The organism is Gabonibacter massiliensis (assembly GCA_001487125.1).
In the GTDB taxonomy this organism is placed as follows: domain Bacteria; phylum Bacteroidota; class Bacteroidia; order Bacteroidales; family Marinifilaceae; genus Gabonibacter; species Gabonibacter massiliensis.
The window spans coordinates 1826567-1847593 of the sequence record LN913013.1 but is presented as its reverse complement, the minus strand read 5'-3'; the positions used below and the strand labels follow the sequence as shown (position 1 = coordinate 1847593).

The 21027-nt window shown below is 40.9% G+C and carries 22 protein-coding genes and 1 tRNA gene; 17 read left to right on the top strand and 6 right to left on the bottom strand.

Annotation, left to right across the window (positions count from 1 at the left end; all coding sequences use genetic code 11):
* Window positions 1-61 precede the first annotated feature (61 nt).
* The 4 genes from rnhA to BN3283_RS14555 form a co-directional block, all read right to left on the bottom strand.
* Entirely contained in the window at window positions 62-547 is a 486-nt protein-coding gene (gene rnhA, locus BN3283_RS12140; RefSeq protein ID WP_059026774.1) for a ribonuclease HI, read from the bottom strand.
* Window position 548: 1 nt separating this feature from the next.
* A complete protein-coding gene (locus BN3283_RS12135; RefSeq protein WP_041505298.1) occupies window positions 549-1559 on the bottom strand; it encodes a DUF3089 domain-containing protein in 1011 nt (336 codons plus the stop codon).
* Between the two features lie 219 nt (window positions 1560-1778).
* Entirely contained in the window at window positions 1779-3107 is a 1329-nt protein-coding gene (locus BN3283_RS12130) for a metal-dependent hydrolase family protein (protein ID WP_041505299.1), read from the bottom strand.
* 171 nt (window positions 3108-3278) lie between these two features.
* Complete coding sequence (locus tag BN3283_RS14555) at window positions 3279-3446, bottom strand: hypothetical protein (RefSeq protein WP_154665530.1); 168 nt, start codon at window positions 3444-3446, stop codon at window positions 3279-3281.
* 208 nt (window positions 3447-3654) lie between these two features.
* On the opposite strand from BN3283_RS14555, the gene BN3283_RS12125 reads away from it, so the two are divergent.
* From BN3283_RS12125 to BN3283_RS12115, 3 genes are all read left to right on the top strand, one after another.
* Window positions 3655-5535, top strand: a complete 1881-nt coding sequence (locus BN3283_RS12125) for a heavy metal translocating P-type ATPase (protein ID WP_059026773.1) — start codon at window positions 3655-3657, stop codon at window positions 5533-5535.
* A 5-nt stretch (window positions 5536-5540) separates the two neighbouring features.
* Window positions 5541-5963, top strand: coding sequence for a Fur family transcriptional regulator (locus BN3283_RS12120; protein ID WP_059026772.1), 423 nt, complete (start codon window positions 5541-5543; stop codon window positions 5961-5963).
* A gap of 633 nt (window positions 5964-6596) precedes the next feature.
* On the top strand, window positions 6597-6947 hold the full coding sequence (locus BN3283_RS12115; protein WP_059026771.1) for a hypothetical protein: 351 nt from the start codon (window positions 6597-6599) through the stop codon (window positions 6945-6947).
* 293 nt (window positions 6948-7240) lie between these two features.
* Here the strand turns inward: BN3283_RS12115 and BN3283_RS12110 are convergent.
* Window positions 7241-7315, bottom strand: a tRNA-Val gene (locus tag BN3283_RS12110).
* A 384-nt stretch (window positions 7316-7699) separates the two neighbouring features.
* Here BN3283_RS12110 and BN3283_RS12105 point away from each other — a divergent pair.
* The 4 genes from BN3283_RS12105 (at window position 7700) to BN3283_RS12090 (ending at window position 10651) form a co-directional block, all read left to right on the top strand.
* Entirely contained in the window at window positions 7700-8173 is a 474-nt protein-coding gene (locus BN3283_RS12105) for a Dps family protein (RefSeq protein WP_041503468.1), read from the top strand.
* Window positions 8174-8346: 173 nt separating this feature from the next.
* On the top strand, window positions 8347-9225 hold the full coding sequence (locus BN3283_RS12100; protein ID WP_059026770.1) for a TonB family protein: 879 nt from the start codon (window positions 8347-8349) through the stop codon (window positions 9223-9225).
* A 188-nt stretch (window positions 9226-9413) separates the two neighbouring features.
* Window positions 9414-10325, top strand: a complete 912-nt coding sequence (locus BN3283_RS12095; RefSeq protein ID WP_041503120.1) for a DnaJ C-terminal domain-containing protein — start codon at window positions 9414-9416, stop codon at window positions 10323-10325.
* 11 nt (window positions 10326-10336) lie between these two features.
* Entirely contained in the window at window positions 10337-10651 is a 315-nt protein-coding gene (locus BN3283_RS12090; protein WP_041503119.1) for a chaperone modulator CbpM, read from the top strand.
* Window positions 10652-10733: 82 nt separating this feature from the next.
* On the opposite strand, the gene BN3283_RS12085 is transcribed toward BN3283_RS12090, so the two are convergent.
* Entirely contained in the window at window positions 10734-11657 is a 924-nt protein-coding gene (locus BN3283_RS12085; RefSeq protein WP_059026769.1) for a DMT family transporter, read from the bottom strand.
* A gap of 282 nt (window positions 11658-11939) precedes the next feature.
* Here BN3283_RS12085 and BN3283_RS12080 point away from each other — a divergent pair, with 282 nt between their 5' ends.
* The 10 genes from BN3283_RS12080 (at window position 11940) to BN3283_RS12035 (ending at window position 20959) form a co-directional block, all read left to right on the top strand.
* Complete coding sequence (locus BN3283_RS12080) at window positions 11940-13160, top strand: dicarboxylate/amino acid:cation symporter (protein ID WP_059026768.1); 1221 nt, start codon at window positions 11940-11942, stop codon at window positions 13158-13160.
* A 271-nt stretch (window positions 13161-13431) separates the two neighbouring features.
* A complete protein-coding gene (locus tag BN3283_RS12075; RefSeq protein ID WP_059026767.1) occupies window positions 13432-13734 on the top strand; it encodes a hypothetical protein in 303 nt (100 codons plus the stop codon).
* Window positions 13735-13742: 8 nt separating this feature from the next.
* On the top strand, window positions 13743-14186 hold the full coding sequence (locus BN3283_RS12070; protein ID WP_059026766.1) for a DUF6973 domain-containing protein: 444 nt from the start codon (window positions 13743-13745) through the stop codon (window positions 14184-14186).
* Window positions 14187-14197: 11 nt separating this feature from the next.
* Window positions 14198-14587 carry a hypothetical protein gene (locus tag BN3283_RS12065; protein ID WP_059026765.1) on the top strand — a complete coding sequence of 130 codons (390 nt, stop codon included), beginning with the start codon at window positions 14198-14200 and terminating at the stop codon, window positions 14585-14587.
* 185 nt (window positions 14588-14772) lie between these two features.
* Window positions 14773-15372: a TetR/AcrR family transcriptional regulator gene (locus BN3283_RS12060; RefSeq protein ID WP_041503114.1), complete on the top strand. Its 600-nt coding sequence runs from the start codon at window positions 14773-14775 to the stop codon at window positions 15370-15372.
* Window positions 15369-15971: a TetR/AcrR family transcriptional regulator gene (locus tag BN3283_RS12055; protein ID WP_059026764.1), complete on the top strand. Its 603-nt coding sequence runs from the start codon at window positions 15369-15371 to the stop codon at window positions 15969-15971. Before BN3283_RS12060 ends, BN3283_RS12055 begins: the two co-directional genes overlap by 4 nt.
* 106 nt (window positions 15972-16077) lie before the next feature.
* Window positions 16078-17514 carry a TolC family protein gene (locus BN3283_RS12050; protein ID WP_059027258.1) on the top strand — a complete coding sequence of 479 codons (1437 nt, stop codon included), beginning with the start codon at window positions 16078-16080 and terminating at the stop codon, window positions 17512-17514.
* A gap of 26 nt (window positions 17515-17540) precedes the next feature.
* Complete coding sequence (locus BN3283_RS12045) at window positions 17541-18536, top strand: HlyD family secretion protein (protein WP_059027257.1); 996 nt, start codon at window positions 17541-17543, stop codon at window positions 18534-18536.
* 52 nt (window positions 18537-18588) lie between these two features.
* Window positions 18589-19761 carry an ABC transporter permease gene (locus BN3283_RS12040; protein WP_059026763.1) on the top strand — a complete coding sequence of 391 codons (1173 nt, stop codon included), beginning with the start codon at window positions 18589-18591 and terminating at the stop codon, window positions 19759-19761.
* A 28-nt stretch (window positions 19762-19789) separates the two neighbouring features.
* Complete coding sequence (locus BN3283_RS12035) at window positions 19790-20959, top strand: ABC transporter permease (protein ID WP_041503111.1); 1170 nt, start codon at window positions 19790-19792, stop codon at window positions 20957-20959.
* Window positions 20960-21027: the final 68 nt, after the last annotated feature.

The following is a 21027-nucleotide window of genomic DNA, read 5'->3' as shown; positions in this document are numbered from 1 at the left end:
CTCGCGAAAGTAATTATTTAATGTGATCGTTGGATTAACAAAACGAAATTTTTTTTGTCTTTCAACTAAAAATATTTTCGTCGGATCGACCGATAGCTTCGTAATAGTCATCTATTTGTAGGTGTGTACTTTTATAAGCTTCAACGGCGAGTTGGTCGCATCTCTCGTTTTCCGGGACATTGGCATGACCTTTTATCCAAATAAATTTCACCTGGTGTTTTCGGTAGAGAGATAAAAATTTTTTCCATAAATCCGGATTTTTCTTGTTTTTAAACCCCTTTTTTTCCCATCCGAAAACCCATCCTTTTTCTACCGCATCGACTACGTATTTCGAATCCGAATAAACAGTCACGTTACAATGATCGAACCTTAGCGCATTCAGCCCGATGATAACGGCAAGTAATTCCATGCGGTTATTGGTGGTAAGGCGAAAGCCTTCCGATAGCTCCTTCCGGTGGGGACCGGAGATCAGGACTACCCCATAGCCTCCGGGGCCGGGATTGCCGCTTGCTGCTCCGTCTGTATAAATGGTAATATCGCGAGACATATTATAGAATAGGTGTTTTTTGATAAGCGTGGATTCTGTCGATCACGTTTTTTCGAAGATTTTTGAAATAGAGATTTAATTCCTGTACATGTAAATTTCCTTTGGGAAAAATACGGGCAATGGAAGGAATGAAATAGGGATCGGGATCGATATCCGGAACAATAAGTAGATGATAAACCGGGTCTATACGCGCTCCGGTAAAGCAGGCTGAATCTGATTTGATATTTCCCTTTCTGTCAAAAAATACGGTTCCCCGGTTCAATGACCGGTTAGCATAGGTCGTATCGGTTTTCCAGTTGAGAGGATTAATACACACCTTGTTATCTTTGAATAATGGAGCGATGGCATTGGTGTCCGTAACACTGTTGAAACAGACGATTACACCCGTATCCGTGGAGTCTTTGGCCGGGCGTAGATGGGGATAGTGGTCCAGTTCCTCTTTTGTAATGAAAAAACCGATCGGATAAGCGGCCACAAGTTGCCGGTAATTGGCGGCGTTTAATTTGTGTTTGAGTAACTCGATAACCGATTTCGCCCCTTGACTATGACCGGCCAGAATAAAAGGACGTCCCTGATTATAGTGTTTGAGGTAGTAATCAAAAGCATGTTCGATATCTTGTAAAGCTATCGGATAACGTTGGCTCGTAATTCTCTCTCCGTTCATCCACGATTCCATGGTAATCTGTCGATAATAGGGGGAGAAAAAGTTACAACTGTCGGCAAAAACCCGTTTCCCCAACAAAATGGCGGGAGTTAACATGAGGCGTTGCTTTTTATTTTTGATATCCATATGGTGAAGGGTATCTCCCTGATCGTTTTTCCAATCCCATATACAGGTCGGAGCGATATAAAAAACATCCGTTTTTTTATCGAAAGTCATTTTCCCGGGTTGAAACCAACTGATGGTGTCGGCATAATTCGGAGGCGCCGGTAGTTTCGGGTTTGACGTTCGGCAAGCATAAACCATCAGCATGCATGAAATCAAAATAAAAAAGAGTTTGTCTTTCTTCATAAAGCGGGTAATCGGTTCGTGAACGAGACAAAAGTAATGAATTTGTTTTTAGTTTACCCCGGGAGAGGCCCTTATTTAAAGTGTGCAAATAAAAAGTCGGCCGAGAGGAGATGAATGAACAAATATCGAAAATACAGCAGGTAGTTGCGTCATTTGCTGTTGCTATTCTCATTTTTATCCGCCCGGCCGATAAATTATGTTTGTTGTATGAAAAAAATATTATAATTCGTTTTTGTAGATTTTACCGTCTTTCATAATGAATTTCAGATTCTTTTGAAAATCGACGACCACCTGAATATCTTGCAAGGGGTTACCTTCGTATATCAACAGATCGGCATAGGCACCTTCTTTGATAACTCCCAATTCTCCGTCGGGGTAAGGATTGAGTTTTCCTGACAAGGCGAATAGTTCGGCATTCAGAGAGGTAGCTTGTTTCAACACTTCTACCGGAGTATACCATCTTACTCTACTGGTGAATTCTGCCATACTTTGAGGTGCGATACCGAGATTCCCGAATACATCGCTTCCGAAAGCAACTTTAACACCGTATTTTTTGGCCAGATTCATTTCGTTTTCCGCTCCTTTTCGTACTTCGAGAAATTTTTGTGGATTCGAAGAAGTTGCCGGATCTCTCATTGTCCAATAGCTTTGAGGAACTAAAAAAGCATCCTTTTCTTTGATCATTTTCATAGCCTCTTCATTGATCAACTGCCCGTGTTCGATACTTTTTACCCCGGCATTAAGTGCCCGGATGATAGCGGCAGGGGTATAGACGTGGACTCCGACATAAGTACCCCAATCGGAAGCCGCTTGTACTCCGGCTTCTAATTCTTCTTGCGTGAATTGAATCGTATGTATGGGGTCCGATTTACTTGTAATTCCTCCTCCTGCCATCATTTTGACTTGAGTGGCTCCGTGCCGGAAGTTTTCTCTAACAGCATTTAGAATTTCACTGCGTCCGTCTACGATATAGGACCAACCCTGTAGTTGGAAAAAGTTTGCGTTGTTTCCTGTCCAATGCGGGTTCATATCGTTAGGGTTTCGCATATCCCCGTGTCCGGCGGTTTGGCTGATGATCGCTCCTGACGGATAAATACGAGGTCCGGGAATTAACCCTTCGTCAATGGCTTGTTTAAGACCTTGTACGGGACCACCCATATCCCTGATCGTCGTGAATCCCTGCATTAGAAATTGTTCTGCCATTTTGGTCGCTCTGATAGCCAAATAGGCCCAATTGGCGTTATTGTAGGCTTTATCCATGGGCATGGTAAACATCAGGTGAAGATGGGCATCCGATAATCCGGGAATTAGCGTATTGCCTTTACCGTCAATGATTTTAGCGCCGGCAGGTATGGTAACACGCGGGGCTACTTGTTTGATATGGTTTCCTACAATTAAAACCTGATAATTGTTTTTTAAAGAGTTGCCTATCCCATCCCAAACATTTACATTGGTGATGATAATAATTTGATCTTGAGTCGGTTCGGCTTTGGACGTCGAATACCATAAAGTGATCATTAACGGGAGAATTAGACGGAATATTTTCATAAAAATTCATATTATGTTGAATTATTCGTTTTCCAGTGTAAAAAAGTTACACCGAAAACGACAAATGATAGTTATTTGTAAAATCGAGAAAATTTTAATGAGATGGGCCGAAAAGATTTATTTCAGGGTATTTTACATGTTCTTCTCGGTCCATCGTTATGGATTTAAATCTCATTGCTTTTTTTTCTTTTTCTTGAATTCCTCTTCATCGAACTGGGTTTGTTCCATTTGCGAGGTTCCTACCCAAGGTTTGTCTTGTTTTGACGAAATGTTCTTGACAGCGTGTTTGTCTTCTTCGTGATCCTTTTTTCCTTTGGTTTGTTTTTTCTCTTTTTCCATGATAGTTTATTTTGATGTTAGCGTTTGTACCAAAGAAACGAGTCGGCCTGAGAACAGGTTTCCAAAATTCCTCCTTATTATTATTAAATATAGTATTGAAAGTTGAAACGTTCTCTTTGAGATAAAAAATACCTGTTTCGATGGCTTTCTGCAATTTTGCAACTTAGTTGCAAGGGTTTGATCTTATTTTTGTCATAAAAACAATAAGATGATGAAAAAATATAGAGCAGAATTGTTTTCCTTCCTGTTTTTGATAGGTGGAATTTTAATGGACGAATTCGGTGGAGAGTGGTTTCGGCAACCCTATGTGCGGTTTATATGGTTCTTTGTTGCGGCTCTTCCGGTTACGTTTCCCGTTTTAAGAGAAGCGTGGAAGAGTATTTGTGAAAAAGACTTTTTCAACGAGTTTATGTTAATGGGATTGGCTGCGATCGGAGCCTTTTATATCGGAGAATACCCGGAAGGAGTAGCGGTGATGTTGTTTTATGCTGTTGGCGAACGGTTTCAGGATCATGCCGTGGGTAGAGCGCGGGATAATATAAAGGCATTATTGGATGTCCGGCCCGATACGGCATCCGTAATAAGAGAAGGTGAACGGTTGAAAGTATCTCCCGAAGAGGTGGAAGTCGGAGAAATCGTAGAGATCAGAGCGGGGGAGAGAGTTCCCTTGGATGGCGAATTATTGAGCGAAAAAGGCACTTTCAACACGGCGGCTTTAACCGGAGAAAGCGTTCCCCGGGTTTTTCGCAGGGAGGAGACCGTATTGGCCGGAATGATATCCACCGATAGAACGGTGGAAATACGGGTTACCCGAGCGTATGACCAGAGTGCGTTGGCCCGAATATTGACTTTGGTGCAGGAGGCATCCGAAAGAAAAGCTCCGGCTGAGCTGTTGATCCGTCGGCTTGCCCGTGTTTATACTCCTGTCGTGACCGGCTTGGCATTGTCGATTGTCTTGATCCCGTTTTTCTACTCTTTGATGCGTCCCGGATTCGAGTATGTGTTTAACGATTGGTTATACCGGGGATTGGTCTTTTTGGTGATTTCATGTCCTTGTGCTTTGGTGGTCAGTATACCTTTGGGATATTTCGGAGGGATCGGGGCAGCTTCCCGTTTAGGAGTACTTTTTAAGGGGGGTAATTATCTGGATGCCATTACGAAGATCAACACGGTAGTATTCGATAAAACGGGAACGTTGACTCAAGGGGTTTTCGACGTGCAAGCTATCGATAATGCCGGAATCGTTTCGGATAGAGAGTTGCTTCGTTTGATCGCCTCTGTGGAGGAAGGCAGCAATCATCCGATAGCCAAGGCTATTGTGAAATACGCACGGAACTGCAAGGTGGAGTTTTCTCCGGTAAAAGACGTGACGGAGATGGCCGGTTACGGGTTAAAGGCGTCGATAGCCGGGAAGGAGATTTTGGTCGGTAACGCTCGTTTGCTGGTGAAAGAAGGGATCGCTTTTCCGTCAGCCATTAGGCAGATTCCGGAAACCATCGTGATTTGTGCGGCGGATAAGCGATATATCGGTTATCTTCTTTTGGCTGATGCCGAAAAAGAAGATGCGTTGATTGCCGTTAAAGGACTTGAAGAATTAAAAATTCATAATATTCAGATCCTGTCCGGCGATAAACAGGCAATTGTTTCTAAATTAGCAAAACGTTTGGGTATCGGTAGAGCGTACGGGGATTTATTACCCGAGGGTAAGGTAGAACATATGGAGGAGTTGAAGAAAGATAAGGAAAATCGGATTGCTTTCGTGGGAGACGGATTGAATGATGCGCCGGTTTTAGCTTTAAGCGATGTCGGTATCGCCATGGGAGGGTTAGGTAGTGATGCCGCAATAGAGACGGCAGACGTGGTTATTCAAACGGATCAACCGAGTAAGATCGTAATGGCCATACAAGTAGGGAAACAGACGCATCGGGTGATCTGGCAAAACGTGACCTTGGCATTCAGCGTGAAAATGATCGTGTTGTTGCTGGGAGCCGGAGGCTTGGCTACTTTATGGGAGGCCGTATTTGCGGATGTCGGAGTCGCTTTGTTAGCCATATTGAATGCCATAAGGCTACAGAGATTAATAAAATAAGAGTTATGGATGACAAGATTTATTTGGATAAGTTCGCTCAAAGGGGGATAAAGCCCACTGCCATACGGATATTGATACTGAAAACAATGATGCGGTTTCAACGGGCCGTCTCTTTACTCGATATCGAAAATGCTTTGGATACGGTCGATAAATCGACAATATTCAGGGCGATTACCTTGTTTCTTGCTCATCATCTTATTCACGCGGTGGACGATGGTTCGGGTTCTTTGAAATACGCGGTATGCAGTAACGATTGTTCCTGTGAAGTGGACGATCTGCATACCCATTTTTATTGTGAGAAATGCCACCGCACATTTTGTTTTAAGAACGTCCATGTGCCCGTTGTGGAAATTCCCGACGGATTTTCCGTGCGAAGCGTGAATTATGTTTTAAAAGGTTTGTGCGCGGATTGTAGGGTTCATGAATAGAATATGAGATTCGAATGGAAATTTTATCGCGAATTTAAATAATGATAAAAATGGATTCCCTTTTAAAAAGAATAACTTGCGATTGGGTGATTGACTTCTCGATTTTCAGTATGCCGTTTTTATTCTTTCTGTTTTAATATTCTCGAGAGGATCTCTTTTTTACTGATGATAATGGACATGTTGAGGTTTATGCGCATTTTCATGTAAGTATAGTGGTAGTACGTTTTCGGAGACATGGTATTCAAATTATGTATTAATTTTAGATGTTTGTCAAAAATATTTTATAGTTTTCTTAGAAAGTTAGTGGAATGGCATGAATGGTGACTGATTAAAGTCTCCAAGTGAATGAATGTGTTATTGATGTATGTAGTTGGAATTGAATGATAATAGTCGATGATTAAACATTGGTATCTTTTATTTTTGTCACAATTCTAAAAATATTAATTAATATAAAGTATATATAAAAATATTTTTATATATTTACAATATAATATGATTCTTTTTGACGAAAATATTATTGTGCTAATTTTTAAAATTATGATTCCAAGAGCATTACTAATTATAGCTATACTGTATTCTTGTTGTATAACCGTGTTTATGAGGGCCTGCCAACAAAATGAAAATTTCGAGCAAATGGAAGAATCATCGTATGCTATAAGGTATGCGGATTCAGCCTATCTCGAAATTGAAGGAAATTTGAATGATGCCAAAATTTTATGGGGAAATAAGGATGTGTATACACGTGCATTAAAACGTATGGAACAAAATGTGTTGATAAATAATAATCGTTTTGAATCATCTATGAAGAACGGAAGGGAACTAAATGTTTCCGAGAACTTGTTTAATCATTTTGTTTCTAAATGGGATTACTGGAATAAATTACTGGAAAAAGGCGATAAAGTAATTGTTAGAAACAAATTAAATCACTATTCTGTCGTGAATAAAACTGAAGCGGGAGATACCGCGAAATGGAAAAAACTTTAGTAATATAGCTATGTGATATGTATGAAATAGCACAGAAGGAACGGGTGAAGTTGATTATTTTTAATTGCGGATTTAGTGATTGGGGAGATAAAGGGATTCTGTGATTAAAATGATTTATGGTTGGTTGATTATAAAGAAATACACGCTTTTGGGACACTATCGGCGCTGAAGGATGACGACTCGCTTTGCTCGTCGTCAATGCGTTACGAACCCGCTTTCCCTTCGTTCGAACCTTTTATGTTATGAGAAATTTTTGTGGAAATAAAAAAGAGGCTCTTTTGAACCTCTTTCTGTGGGCGCTGAGGGAGTCGAACCCCCGACCCTCTGGGTGTAAACCAGATGCTCTGAACCAACTGAGCTAAGCGCCCGTGCGACCTATTCGATTGCGGGTACAAATGTACAGCAAATTCCGGATTCTCCAAATGATTGAAGGATTTTTTTTTGAAAATGTAATTAGATCTTTCGCGTAAAGGTACGTTTTACATGTGGTTTTTGTTTTTTATGGGTAAACGGAAGAGAACAGATATAAAGAATGAAATATAAGATCGTGTGGATATAACTAATTTTCTATTGGAAACGTAAAAAATATAGTTTGATTTTTATAAAATGTAAATATAATTGTTTGAATATCAATGTTTATAAATGTTGTATATATTTATGTAGATGTAATTGATTTGATTTATGTGAATAAGCGACTTACATTTGTAACAGAAAAAATAACAAGAGTATAAACAAATTAAAAATAAATGAATATGAAGACGAATTTTATCGGATTGGACGCACAAAAATCAAAAGAAATCGTAAATCAGTTGAATGACCTTTTGGCTAATTACCAAATATTCTATCAAAATTTAAGAGGTTTCCATTGGAATATCAAAGGTAAGTTGTTTTTCGGTTTACACGCGAAATTTGAAGAGTATTATCGAGATGCGATGGATAAAGCGGATGAAATAGCAGAACGTATTCTTGCCTTGGGAGAAACTCCGCTTCATGCTTATTCCGATTATATGAAAAAATCGGATATAAAGGAGGTTGTCGGGGTGAGTGATCCGAATGTTTGTATAGAGGATATCGTTAAAAATTTGTTGATTCTTCTGAAGAAAGAACACCAGATTATGGCTTTGGCTGCCGAGGCGGGAGACGATGGGACTCAGGATATGATCAATCCTTATATTTCCGAGCAAGAAAAGACTTTATGGATGCTTCGTGCATATTTAAATGAATAGTTAAGTTTTGAATTTGAGTAATGACCGCCCGATGTAAATAGGGCGGTTATTTTTTGTAGGGGAGGAAAAATGTATAAAAGACCTAAATTTATAGGGGACAATTAGCAATTTTGTGATATAAATTGTAAGTTTACCTGATTTTTATAAAAAGAATTTCAAATAAACGAACAACTATGAATCATTTGAAAATGTATTACAATTTAGCTAAGACGGGAATAGTTTTAGGAATGATGCTGTTTGTCGGCCATGTATCGGAAGTGCGGGCTTCCGAGGTACGATTAGTCGATGAGGATACGACGATATGTGTGGTTGTCGACCAGAATCCGGTGTTTAAGGGAAATATAAATCAATGGATCGGGGAGAATGTGGTTTATCCGGAGGATGCCCAGAAAGAGGGTATCGAAGGACGGGTTTATATCTCTTTCGTCGTGGAAAAGGACGGGTCGATTACAAATGTAACGGTTGCTCGTTCGGTACATCCGCTATTGGACAAAGAGGGTATTCGGGTAATGTCCATGATGCCCAAATGGTTTCCGGCGTTGTTGGAGGGGAAGCCGGTACGCTATATGATAACTTATCCGATTACGTTTAAATTGCAAGCCGAAGAGGTTCCGCAATTGACCTATGAGCAATACATAGAGAATTTAATTAAAGAGAAGGAAGCATTGGCTGTGGAGAAGGCTTTATCGGCTGAAGAGCAAGCTAAGCGGGTTGAAGGATTAAAAAAAGAGTTAGGAGATGATGCTACCGTCTATGATCTGATGCTGAACAGATGCAACGAAATTAAGGGAGAGATCGATGGCCGGGTAAAAGAGGAAGCTAAAATATTAAAGTTGAAAAAAGCCGATGCTAAACTATTGGCTCAAATTTATCAAAAAGAGATTGACGGAAAAGTAGCTTTAATTCATGATTTCGGAAAAGATGGATTTATTAGTAAATACGTGGCGGGTGAGTCTGGGATGAGGAAGTTGGAATTGAATAAAGTATTGGAGATACAATCTTTATTGAAAGATAAATTCAAAATCTATTTCGAACAGATTATTTTGAAATGATAGGTTCAATGTATTAAAAAACGGGGGGGGACTACTGACTTTTTGTCGGAGCCCCTTTTTTTATATGTCAATTTTTACGTGTAAAAGTTTTCAGCCTGTTTTTATCCGAACAGAAAATGAATTTTGTACGTATAATTACTATTAGGTACGATATTTGTTATTTATATAAAGTCTAAATTAATCAAAGCATGGCCTATATAGATTATTACAAAATTCTGGGGGTAGATAAAAAGGCTTCTCAGGAAGATATTAAAAAAGCATTTAAAAAATTAGCGCGAAAGCATCACCCCGATTTAAATCCGAATGATCCGAATGCGCAGCAACGATTTCAAGAGATCAACGAGGCAAACGAGGTGTTGAGCGATCCTGAAAAGAGAAAAAAATACGATCAATACGGGGAGAATTGGAAGCATGCCGATGAGTTTGAGGCGCAAAAACAGCGCTACGGACAGCAGGGAGGTTTCGGGGGAGGTTCTTATCAGTGGTCTTCGGAGGGAGGTTTTTCCGGTATGGGAGGAGACGGAGAGTTTTCTGATTTCTTTGAATCTTTGTTCGGTTCTCGCCGGGGAAGAGGGGGTGGAAATGCCGGTTTCCGCGGGCAGGATTACAATGCCGAGTTGCATTTGAGACTGCGAGATGCGGCTAAAACCCACAAACAGGTATTGAGTGTAAACGGGAAAAATATCCGAATTACCGTTCCTGCAGGCGTTGCAAACGGACAAATCATCAAGTTGAAAGGACAGGGAGGTCCGGGTGTAAACGGGGGGCCTGATGGAGATTTGTATATTACTTTCGTGATTGCGGAAGATTCGGTATTCAAACGTTTGGGTGACGATTTGTACGTCACGGCACCCTTGAACCTGTACACGGCTGTATTGGGTGGAGAGCAAACGGTAGAAACGTTGGACGGAAAAGTAAAGTTGAAAGTAAAACCCGGAACACAGAATAACGCTAAGGTCAGATTACGGGGAAAGGGCTTTCCGGTTTATAAGCAAGATGGAAAATACGGAGATTTGATTGTGACCTATTCCGTGGAGGTTCCCACGAATTTGACGGAGAAGCAGAAAGAGTTGTTTAAAGAAATTCAGGGATTAAATTAAAAGACATTGTTATGGAAACAGATTTGATAATTGTTAGTGAATACTGTCAGAAATGCCATATAGATCCCTCGTTCATCGTGTTGCTGGAAGACGGAGGGCTTATTGATGTCCGGATCATTGGAGGTGAACACTATTTGTTGCTTTCTCAATTGCAAGAGTTGGAAAGATATACCCGGATGTATTATGATTTATCTATTAATATCGAAGGAATAGATGCCATTCGTCATCTGCTGGAACGAATGAAAGACATGCAGAACGAGATGGATCGGTTAAAACAAGAACTTCGGGTACTTCGTTCCGGGGAAGTGGAGTATTCGGAAGATTGATATTAAGTGCAATAAAATGCCTTATACCGCATGCCGATAAATGGGATGCGGTATTTTTTATGGAAAGAAGGGATATGACGGGTTATTGTTTTTCTTCCTGTTCGATGTCTGCACGAGACTTGCTTTGGGTAACGAAATAAACACCCGTAAAGACCAAGATAGCCGCAATCGGCTTGTCCCAGGACAGGTTGTCTTGTCCGATCAGGATTGCCACGACGGAAGCGATTAAGGGTTGGGCGTAATTATACATGCTGATCGTGGTCGGCCGGATTCGTTTCAATGCGACCGGAATGAGGAAATAAGCGAGGAAGGTAGCTCCGAATACGACATAAAATAGGCTTAGAATGGCGTTCCAGTTCGTTTCGTAAGTAAAGATTTTGGCTTCCTGCATGTCCGTGATACCAAATGGAATCGTGAGTAGAGTAGAAAAGAGAAACATCCATTTCATCAGGGTGACAGGAGTGTAGCGTTGGGCGATGGGGCGGGAGATCACCAGATAGGTGGCGTAGCTGACAACGCTCAGAAAGCAATAGAGGTTACCGAGAAGCGAACTGCCTTGTCCTGCGGATGCGGATGCCGATTGCCAGATAATCAATAAGGCCCCACAGGCCCCGATAAATACTCCTCCCGCTTTTTTAGAGGTGATGGGTTCTTTTAGTATAAGGGCCGAAATGATCATGACTACCACGGGATTCATCGTGACGATAAGTCCGGCGTCGATAGGGGAGGTCATACCTAATCCGATAATAAAAAAGAGTTGGTTGACCGTCGTCCCGAGTACGGCACAAAAAAACAGGATTAATAAATCTTTTTTTGTAACTTTTTCGTTTATAAAGAAGATGGAGGCGAACCAGAAAGCGATGGCTCCGAACGCCATACGCGCGAAGGTAAGTCCCATGGGGCTAATCCATTCCGGCATCAGTGTTTTGGCGATCGGAATGTTCAGTCCGAAAAGAATGTTTGCGGAGAAGATGGCGATATGCCCGTGCCATTTATCTTTTGTCATGGATTACGTTCTTAATTTATTGCGAAAGTACTCTTTTTTAAACAGATTGTTTATGAATGGTAAAAAAATAGGAGGAAAAAGGCCTAACAAGCAGGGCTTTATTTTTTCTTATTTCTTTTTATGAACAAGGAGGTTGCGTAATAGGTGAAGAGGTATTAATTTGGGCGAGTTAAAAATTAATGTGATGCGAATTGGCGGTAACGTATTTGGGGTGGTAGAATTTTTGCGAGTAAGCAAGGATGAGGGTGTAGCTGATTCGTGGAAAATAAATGATAAAAAAATATGAAAAAAAAGAGATTGGGTTTGTTACCGAAGGTGGCAATAGCTATAATACTCGGGGTAGTTTGTGGCTTCTTTTTTCCGGATTGGTTGGTTCGGATCTTTTTGACGATAAACGGATTATTCGGAAACTTCTTGGGCTTTATTATTCCTTTATTGATTTTGGGATTAGTGGCTCCCGGTATTGCAGATGTCGGTAAAGGAGCGGGACGTCTGTTAATGTTTACCGCTCTTTTAGCCTATGGATTTACTATTTTTTCGGGCTTCTTTACTTATTTTACCTGTGATTTGACTTACCCGTGGTTGCTCGATACTGCGGAGCAATTGCATCCATTGGAAACGGCAAAAGGGGAGACTTTGACTCCCTACTTTACCGTGGCAATGCCGCCGTTAATGGATGTGATGACCTCCTTGCTTCTGGCTTTTACTTTGGGTTTGGGAATGTCTGTTATTAACGGGGTCACGCTGAAAGGGGCCATGGAAGATTTTAAAGATATCATCAATAGGGTAATCACGGGGGTTATTATTCCTTTATTGCCTCTTTATATTTTCGGTATTTTTTTAAATATTACCGGTTCCGGTCAGGTATCCGGGGTAATGGGTGTGTTCGTGAAAATTATTGTCGTAATTTTTATAATGACGATCATTCTATTGTTCATGCAATTCTTTATCGCCGGTTTTGTTTCCAAATCGAATCCTTTCCGGCTTTTCAAAAATATGCTTCCGGCCTATATGACAGCCTTGGGGACACAATCTTCTGCAGCCACTATTCCGGTTACGTTGGAGCAGACGATTAAGAACGGGGTCAATCGAGAAGTTGCCAGCTTTGTCATACCGCTTTGTGCGACCATTCATCTTTCCGGCAGTACGATGAAGATTGTTGCCTGTGCGATGGCTATCATGCTGATGTCCGGCATGGATATCTCCTTCGGGCAATTTGCCGGATTTATCTTGATGTTGGGTATTGCTATGGTGGCGGCTCCGGGAGTCCCCGGCGGGGCGATTATGGCGGCTTTGGGATTATTGCAGTCCATGTTGGGTTTTGACGAAACGGCCCAGGGATTGATGATCGCCTTGTATATTGCGATGGATAGTTTCGGAACGGCTTGTAACGTGACCGGTGACGGAGCAATCGCCGTAATCATGAATCGCATCAGCAAATACGAATTAAAAGCTCATCCGGGAACCCGGGAAGAGCTGGAAGAGATTGTTTCGGTAGAGTAGGTTATTTTTCAGATATAGATAAACATGCCGCCTAATTATTAAGCGGCATGTTTTGTTATGTATTTCGTGTAATATAGGATGATTCTGGATTCGATTTGATTCTCGATTCTTTTTGCAGATAATTTTCTATTAAACAATTAAATATGCGCCTTGTGGCGTAATAGAGTAGTGTTTATTGTTGATGTATGTTTTATAATATTTGCAATAGATAAAATAATTTACAATGTTGCAATGGGTTTAGATGATATATTGCTACTTAATAGTAAGCATTATGAAAAGAGTGATTTATTTTTTTATTCTCTCTATTTTATGGTATGGATGTGTTCACGAGTTGGGAGAGACTAATAAAGTTGAAAGTATTTATTATGATGGTGATAATAAAGCCGGATTAAATCTTGTTAAAAAACTTGATGAACAAAATCAAAAGAAAGAATTAGAAAAGGTCCTTGATCTTAAGTGTATTCGTTTGGTATTGGATAACACCTGTTTTGGTATGGGGTTTCGGGAGGAAGTGGTAGTTCGGGCGGTACTTCAGGTGAATATGAACACACGGAAGCGGAGCTGGCGGAATTAGGGATAGATTTGGAGACATTTCAGTTAGACCCTTATGATAAAATTCCTGAATTAACGCTTGAAGAAATAATTTTAGTTACGAGGTTTCCCTTGCAAGCTTTGGAAATTAGGAAAAATGCTGAAATTGCGGAAAGAGAGACAGAAGCATTATTCGGGAAAAATGGATGGAATGATAAAAGTGATGCTTTTCGGTATTGTTATTTTAATATTTTAAATTCTATCAGTTGTGGTGTCGTATTGGCAAGACGTTTTGGGAATGCGCATGAAGAGCGTTCAGACCAAAATGCTTTGGAAAAGAGAATGGATTTGCATAATAATAAAGTCGGATATGATATATTTAAAAAATATTCGGGTCTGGATAAAAGATCTGCCAGTGATAAAGCAATGGATGCCTTAAATAATGGCGATTTATTATATGAGAAAAATGGAGAACTTATTCCAACGAATCAATAAAAATAAGTAAGATGAAAAAGAAAAGAATTTTTTTTATTGTATTGTTTGTTTGTGTCATTTTATTGATCATCTACAATTATAGCGGTATAGAATTATTTAGATCTTATGAAAAGGAGTTTTTGATAGAAAATCAGGAAGCATGGAGTCAGCAGTTTTCTCTAAATAGAGAGCTTGTATTCAATATGTCAGTCAAATTGAAGGGAGAGGTGGAAGGAGATCTCGAATTGATTTTTAGTAAAGGAGAAAATGAATGGAAAATAGATGTTCCTCAACAAGAGGTAAATCGTTACACGGGGACCTCTTTTATTTATGATTGGTATTCGAAAGATGTGACGGTGACAATAAAATCAAAAAAGGGTAAGATAAAAGAATTGAGAGCGTATTTTGATTCGTTTTCATAATAGGTGTTTTAATGTTAGAGAAAAAGGTCGCTTCACCATTCGGACGAAACGACCTTTTTGATTTTTATTAGGTAAACTATTGGTCGGGCGGATGAGTTTGATTTTTTAGTTTTTATCGTTTATAACCGTTAGATTCCATTTTTTTTTATATTTGCAGAACTATTTAGCATACCAAAAAGTATAAAATGGCCGAATTACGGGAGGAGATTATCAGCAAATCGTTTGTGCAATTCCTGACGAGGGGGTATAAAGCGTGTTCTCTAAAAGATTTGGAACAGGCTACCGGTTTGACCAAAGGGGCTTTTTATTACTACTTTAAGGATAAAAAAGAGATACTGAAGGCAGGAATTGAGAAATATTTTACCGTTATGCGTGAAATCGGGGATAAGGAATTGGTTCAGATTTCTTCATTGCGGGAATTTTTCGGGTTGGTATTACAATATAAGGAAGAGAGTGCCGATCTTTCGAAAAAATTATTCAATACCTACGTGATAGAGGTTTTATTTTTTCAATTGGTATTGGAAGTGTCTTCGCTGTTTCCCGAATTTAGAGAGCGGATATACGGTATTTCCAAAAATCGATTAGCCTGTTGGGAGTATATTATTTTGAAGGCAAAGGAAAAAGGTGAAATCCGTGAAACGTTAGATACTTCCGTATTGGCGAAGAATTTAATGTCCGTGTCGATCAGTATGCTGAATTTGAAGTTCGAAGAGGCCGATATGAAATTTGTTTTTTCGGATATGCGGATGCAGTTTGAACAATATTATCTGTTGATAAAAAGATGAGCGGTACCAGGGAAACAATCATTGAAGCGGCCTTTTTGCTTTTTCTGAAGCGGGGCTATAAGGCGGTGACTTTATCGGACTTGGAACGGGCCGTGGGGATGACGAAGGGTACGTTTTACTACCATTTTACAAATAAGGAAGAGGTTTTGAAAGAGGGTATCAGCGAGTACTATCGTTTATTGAACCGGAAAAGGACGGAGGAATTTGAACAGATACATTCGTTACGGGAGTTTATAGATGTGACGATACGCCATTTGCTGGAGATCGATAATTATAGCGCCAAAAGTTTTGATAGCGATATTCCGGAAATTTTATGTCTTTCGTTATTGGTAGAAGTGATTTCCATTTATCCCGAGTTTCGGGAAGTCGTGTTGAATACGAAAGTTTCCTGGTTATCTAAATTGGAACAATTGATATTGCAGGCGAAGAGGGAGGGAGAAGTGAGAGATGACGTGGATACGTCTATTTTGGCAAAGAATTTGCTGAATATAGGAGTCGGGGTGATCAATTATCTGATCATGCATCAGGATATTTCTTATGCGTTATCGGCTGTTCGATCGCAATACGAACAATTGTATTCCTTGGTAAAAGCAGGGTAATTTTTTTGGTAAACCACATACCGAAAAGTATAATAAAAAGAGACGAGATTACGTTGAATATTGAAATCGGTTTTTGTTAATGTTTGCATAACTAATGTTTAAAGATATGAGAAGGGTTATTTTTAGTATTGTTTGTGTATTCCTATTTATGAATTTATGCGCCCAGCGGGAAATGAGCTTAGAAGATTTCCGTCGTTTGGCGATAGAGAATAATAAAAACCTGAAGATAGCCGATGAAGAGATTCGTGCAAGCCGGGAGCAGAAAAAAGAGGCTTTCACGAAATATTTACCCGGAATCGATGCGATGGGTACGTATATGCGGAATCAAAAAGAGATCAATCTTTTAGCTGAAGACGCTCATTTGCCTGTAGGTACGATAGAGAATGGAAAGTTTACTTTTCGGCCGGATCAATTGATGTCGGGGCCGGATGGAAAACCGGTCGTAGTGAATGGTCAGTATGTTCCGAAAGATTATGCTTTATTGCCAAAGAGTGCCATGACGGTAGACGAACGTAATTTAGCCGTATTGCAGATCGGTTTGACACAGCCGTTGTATATGGGGGGAAAGATCCGGGCTTATAATCAGTTGGCGGGATTGTCCGAGAAATTGGCGGAAAGTAACCGGTCTCAGGAGTTACAGAATATTATCGTTGCCACGGATGAGGCGTATTGGCAGATCGTCTCTTTGGTGAACCGGAAACAGATGGCGGAAAAATACGTGGAGACCTTGAAAAAATTTGAGCACGATGTATTGTTGATGGAGGAGACCGGAGTGGCAACAAAGGCGGATGTCCTTTCCGTAAAGGTAAAACTGAATCAGGGAGAGATGATGTTAACGAAGGTGGAAGACGGGTTAAGTTTGTCGCGTATGGTGTTGAACCAGATTTGCGGGTTACCGATCGATACGGTGATCCCTTTAAGGGAGGAGCATATGGATATGAAGTTAAAGGAGGTCTCGGGTGTGGATATCCGGCAGGTTTTTAACCGTCGTCCCGAGGTGGCCAGTTTGACCTTGGCAACCGATATGTATAAAAAAAAGGAAAAAATAGCGTTGTCGGAGTATTTACCGACGATCGCTTTGATGGTTAATTGGTTTGCAAGTACTCCCTCTTTTTATGATGGGATAAGTGCTAAGTTCGATGGAATGTGGAGCGTCGGGATCGGGATAAAAGCTCCGATTTTTCATTGGGGAGCTTCCCGGAAAAGCCTGAGGCACGCAAAGGCCCAGACTAACATTATGAATTATAAGTTGCAGGAAGCGAAAGAAAAAATCGAGTTGCAAGTGAATCAATCCGAGTTTAAGGTTAAGGAAGTAGCCAAAAAGTTGGAGATGGCACGTAAAAACATGGAAAAAGCGGAAGAGAATCTTCGATTTGCCAACCTGGGATTTCAGGAAGGAACGATTCCGGTGTTAAACGTATTGGAGGCACAGACGGCTTGGTTGTCGGCCAACGCCGAGCTAATCGATACGCGGATAGAGGCGAAATTGAGCGAAGTTTATCTGCAAAAAGCATACGGAACCTTGTTGGAGATTGATAAATAAGGTATAACTATAATTACGATATGGTGATGAAAAATGAAAAAAAGGAAAACGGTAAGGTAAAAATTTTTGCCGGAATTGTTTTGATCGTCCTTTTGGTAGGAGTTTTCGGTTTTATTTTTAGGAAACCGCTTCCGGAGATCATACAGGGAGAAGCGGAGGCGAATGAGGTCAGGATTTCCGGGAAAGTACCCGGAAGAATTGCCCTTTTCTTAGTGGACGAAGGGGATCGGGTTCGGAAAGGCGATACTGTCGCTATTCTGGATAGTCCGGAGGTGATAGCAAAATATTCTCAGGCCCGTGCGGCGGAAGAGGCGGCGCAAGCATTGAGTGATAAAGCTCAGAAAGGGGCTCGGGAAGAAAAAATCACTATGGCGTATCAAACCTGGAAAAAGGCTCAGGCAGCCTCGGATGTTGCCAAAAAATCTTATGAACGCGTGCAGAAATTGTTCGAGAACGGGGTTATGTCAGCTCAGAAAAGAGATGAGGCCGAAGCGAATTATAAAGCGATGTCAGCTACGGAGCAAGCCGCCCAAGCCCAATATGAAATGGCTATGAACGGGGCTGAAAAAGAGGATAAATTGGCTGCGGAGGCTCAGGTGAACCGGGCTAAGGGAGCCGTGGCCGAGGTTAGTTCGTACGTGAACGAGACATTTTTAATTTCTCCGATAGACGGTGAGATATCCGAACGCTATCCTCACGTGGGAGAGTTGGTCGGAACGGGTTCTCCGGTCATGGATGTATTGGATTTATCCGATACGTGGGTCGTTTTTAATGTCCGGGAAGATTTACTGAAAGATTTACAGGTGGGGGTTACTTTCAAAGCCTACATTCCGGCTCTGGATAATAAGGAGATTACTTTAAAAGTGACCCGGATGAAAGACATGGGAAGTTATGCGGCCTGGAGAGCGACCAAGACGACCGGACAGTATGATGCTAAAACTTTTGAAGTAAAGGCTGTTCCGACAGAACCGGTAGAGGGTTTGCGTCCGGGGATGAGCGTGTTGAAAAAAGTGAAGGGTTAAGCTACCGGAAAACGGAGTTCTTAGTCGGAAAAATCTTAAATCTTAAATAGAGATGCAAAAGGATATACGGGCTTTGTGGGTTTTGATGAAGAGAGAGTTTAGGATTCTCTCGGGGCGTTGGCTGTATTGGTTTGTGATGGTGGTCGCCCCGATGTTCTGTTTCCTTTTTTTTATGGATTTACTGAAAGACGGCTTGCCGACGAATTTACCGATAGCCGTTGTCGATGAAGACAATACGGCTATGTCCCGTCAATTGGTCCGCACGCTGAATTCTTTTGCACAATCGGAAGTGGCGATGCAGACTACCTCTTTTAAGGAGGCAAGGGAGGCCATGCAAAAGAGCGAAGTGTACGGTATTTTCCATATTCCTGCAGATTTCCGGCGGGATATTTCCACGGGAAAAGAGCCGGTTATCTCTTTTTACACGAATGATACCTACTTTCTTCCGGCCTCTTTGGTATATAAAGATATGAGAACCCAAACCTCTTTGGCCAACGGTGCAGTTCAGCAAACATTATTATTGGCAAAAGGAGAGGGAGGTCCTTTGTTGTCAGCCCGGTTGATGCCTGTCGCTTTGGACTCTCATCCGTTGAATAATCCGTGGCTGAGTTACTCCGTATATTTGGCTAATTTTCTTTTACCGGCTTTTCTTTGCATGTTCGTGATGTTCATGACTGCATACAGTATCGGGGAAGAGGTAAAGCGGGGAACTTCCCGGAAATGGTTGGAAATGGGGCGTAACTCGATCGTGTTGTCGTTGATGGGTAAGCTTATCCCTCAAGCTGTTGTCTTTATCTGTATGGGGATGTTTTATTTGTCACTACTTTATGTTTACGCTCGTTTCCCATTGAACAGCGGTTTTTTCCCGATGTTTTTAGGAATGGTAATGATGGTGCTTGCATCTCAGGGAGTGGCCTTGTTTTTAACGGGACTGGTTCGGCGTAATCGAATTGCTTTGAGTGCTTGTGCTTTGTGGGGAGTGCTTGCTTTCTCCATTTGCGGTTTTACTTATCCTGTCCGTTCCATGCCTTTTTTAGTTCAAGCGATGAGTAATCTTTTTCAAATGAGGCATTATCTTTTGATTTATATCGATCAGGCTCTTAATGGCTTGGATATGATTTATTCCTGGCAGTCTTATTCCGCCTTGTTGGTATTTATGTTGTTACCGTTGTTGGTCCTGAAAAAATTGAAATTGGATTTGTTGAAATTTAAATATATGCCGTGATCGGTAGAATGATTAATTTGTGAAATGGATGATTGATTTCTGGAAAGATATATATTATGTGCTGAGACGGGAATTTTACATGATCTTCCGGGATCATGCCGTGTTAACTTTTTTCGTGGCTCTGACCCTGGCTTACCCGATAACTTATGCTTATATTTATAGCAACGAAGTGGCTCGGGAGATCCCGGTTGCCGTAGTGGATCAGGATAAATCGTCGGAGAGTCGGGAGTTTATCCGGAATTGGAATGCCACGGCAGGGGTGGATGTGGTAGCTTATTGCAGTAATATGGAGGAGGCGAAGAAGTTAATGTACCGGAAAAAGATCTATGGTATATTGGAGGTCCCTTCTGATTTTAGCAGATGGATAGCCAGGGGAGAACAGGCTCATGTTTCGCTTTTTTGTGATATGAGTGCCTTGTTGAATTATAAGACTTTATTGACGGCAGCTACGGATGTCTCTTTGGCTATGGGGAAAAAGATACAAGTAGACGGGATGGAATATGCCTCGAAAATCCAACAACAACTAACAGCTTCTCCTGTTAAAGTACGTGAGGTGAAGATGTATAATCCTCAGAGCGGATTTACCTCTTTCCTAATCCCGGCTGTTCTGATTTTAGTAATACAACAGTCTTTATTATTGGGAATGGGAACTATTGCGGGAACAGAGAGGGATCGTAATATTAAAAAGCGAATGATCCCCCGGAATATGCATTACCGTTACCCTTTGCGGGTCGTGTTGGGAAAGGGCATGATTTATCTCCCGATCTATTTTGTGATGGGTTATTGGATTTTATTCATCGTCCCCCGTATATTCGGGATGACTCAAATCGGGGCGAAGTTGGAACTGATGTGGTTTCTCTTGCCTTTTTTACTCTCGTGTATCTTTTTTGCCATGATACTCTCTTTTTTGTCCAAGGAGCGGGAAATGCCTTATCTTTTATTTGTTTTCACCTCTGTTCCTTTGATGTTTATTTCCGGAATCTCCTGGCCTAAAACGGCGATTCCGGAATATTGGCTTTGGATAAGCAATGTATTCCCTTCTACACATGGAATAAACGGTTTTATCTCTATCAATAATATGGGAGCAACTCTATCCCAAGTCTCTTGTGAGTTTTACAGCTTGTGGATTTTGACATTTATTTATTTCGGATTGGCTTATTTTTTGTATAAAAAAGAGGTGGAAAAAATCTGGGGATGAATGGGATAGCCCTAAGATAGAGAGAACGACTTTTTAGCGTGGTGGTTAATAAACGAATATAAAAACAG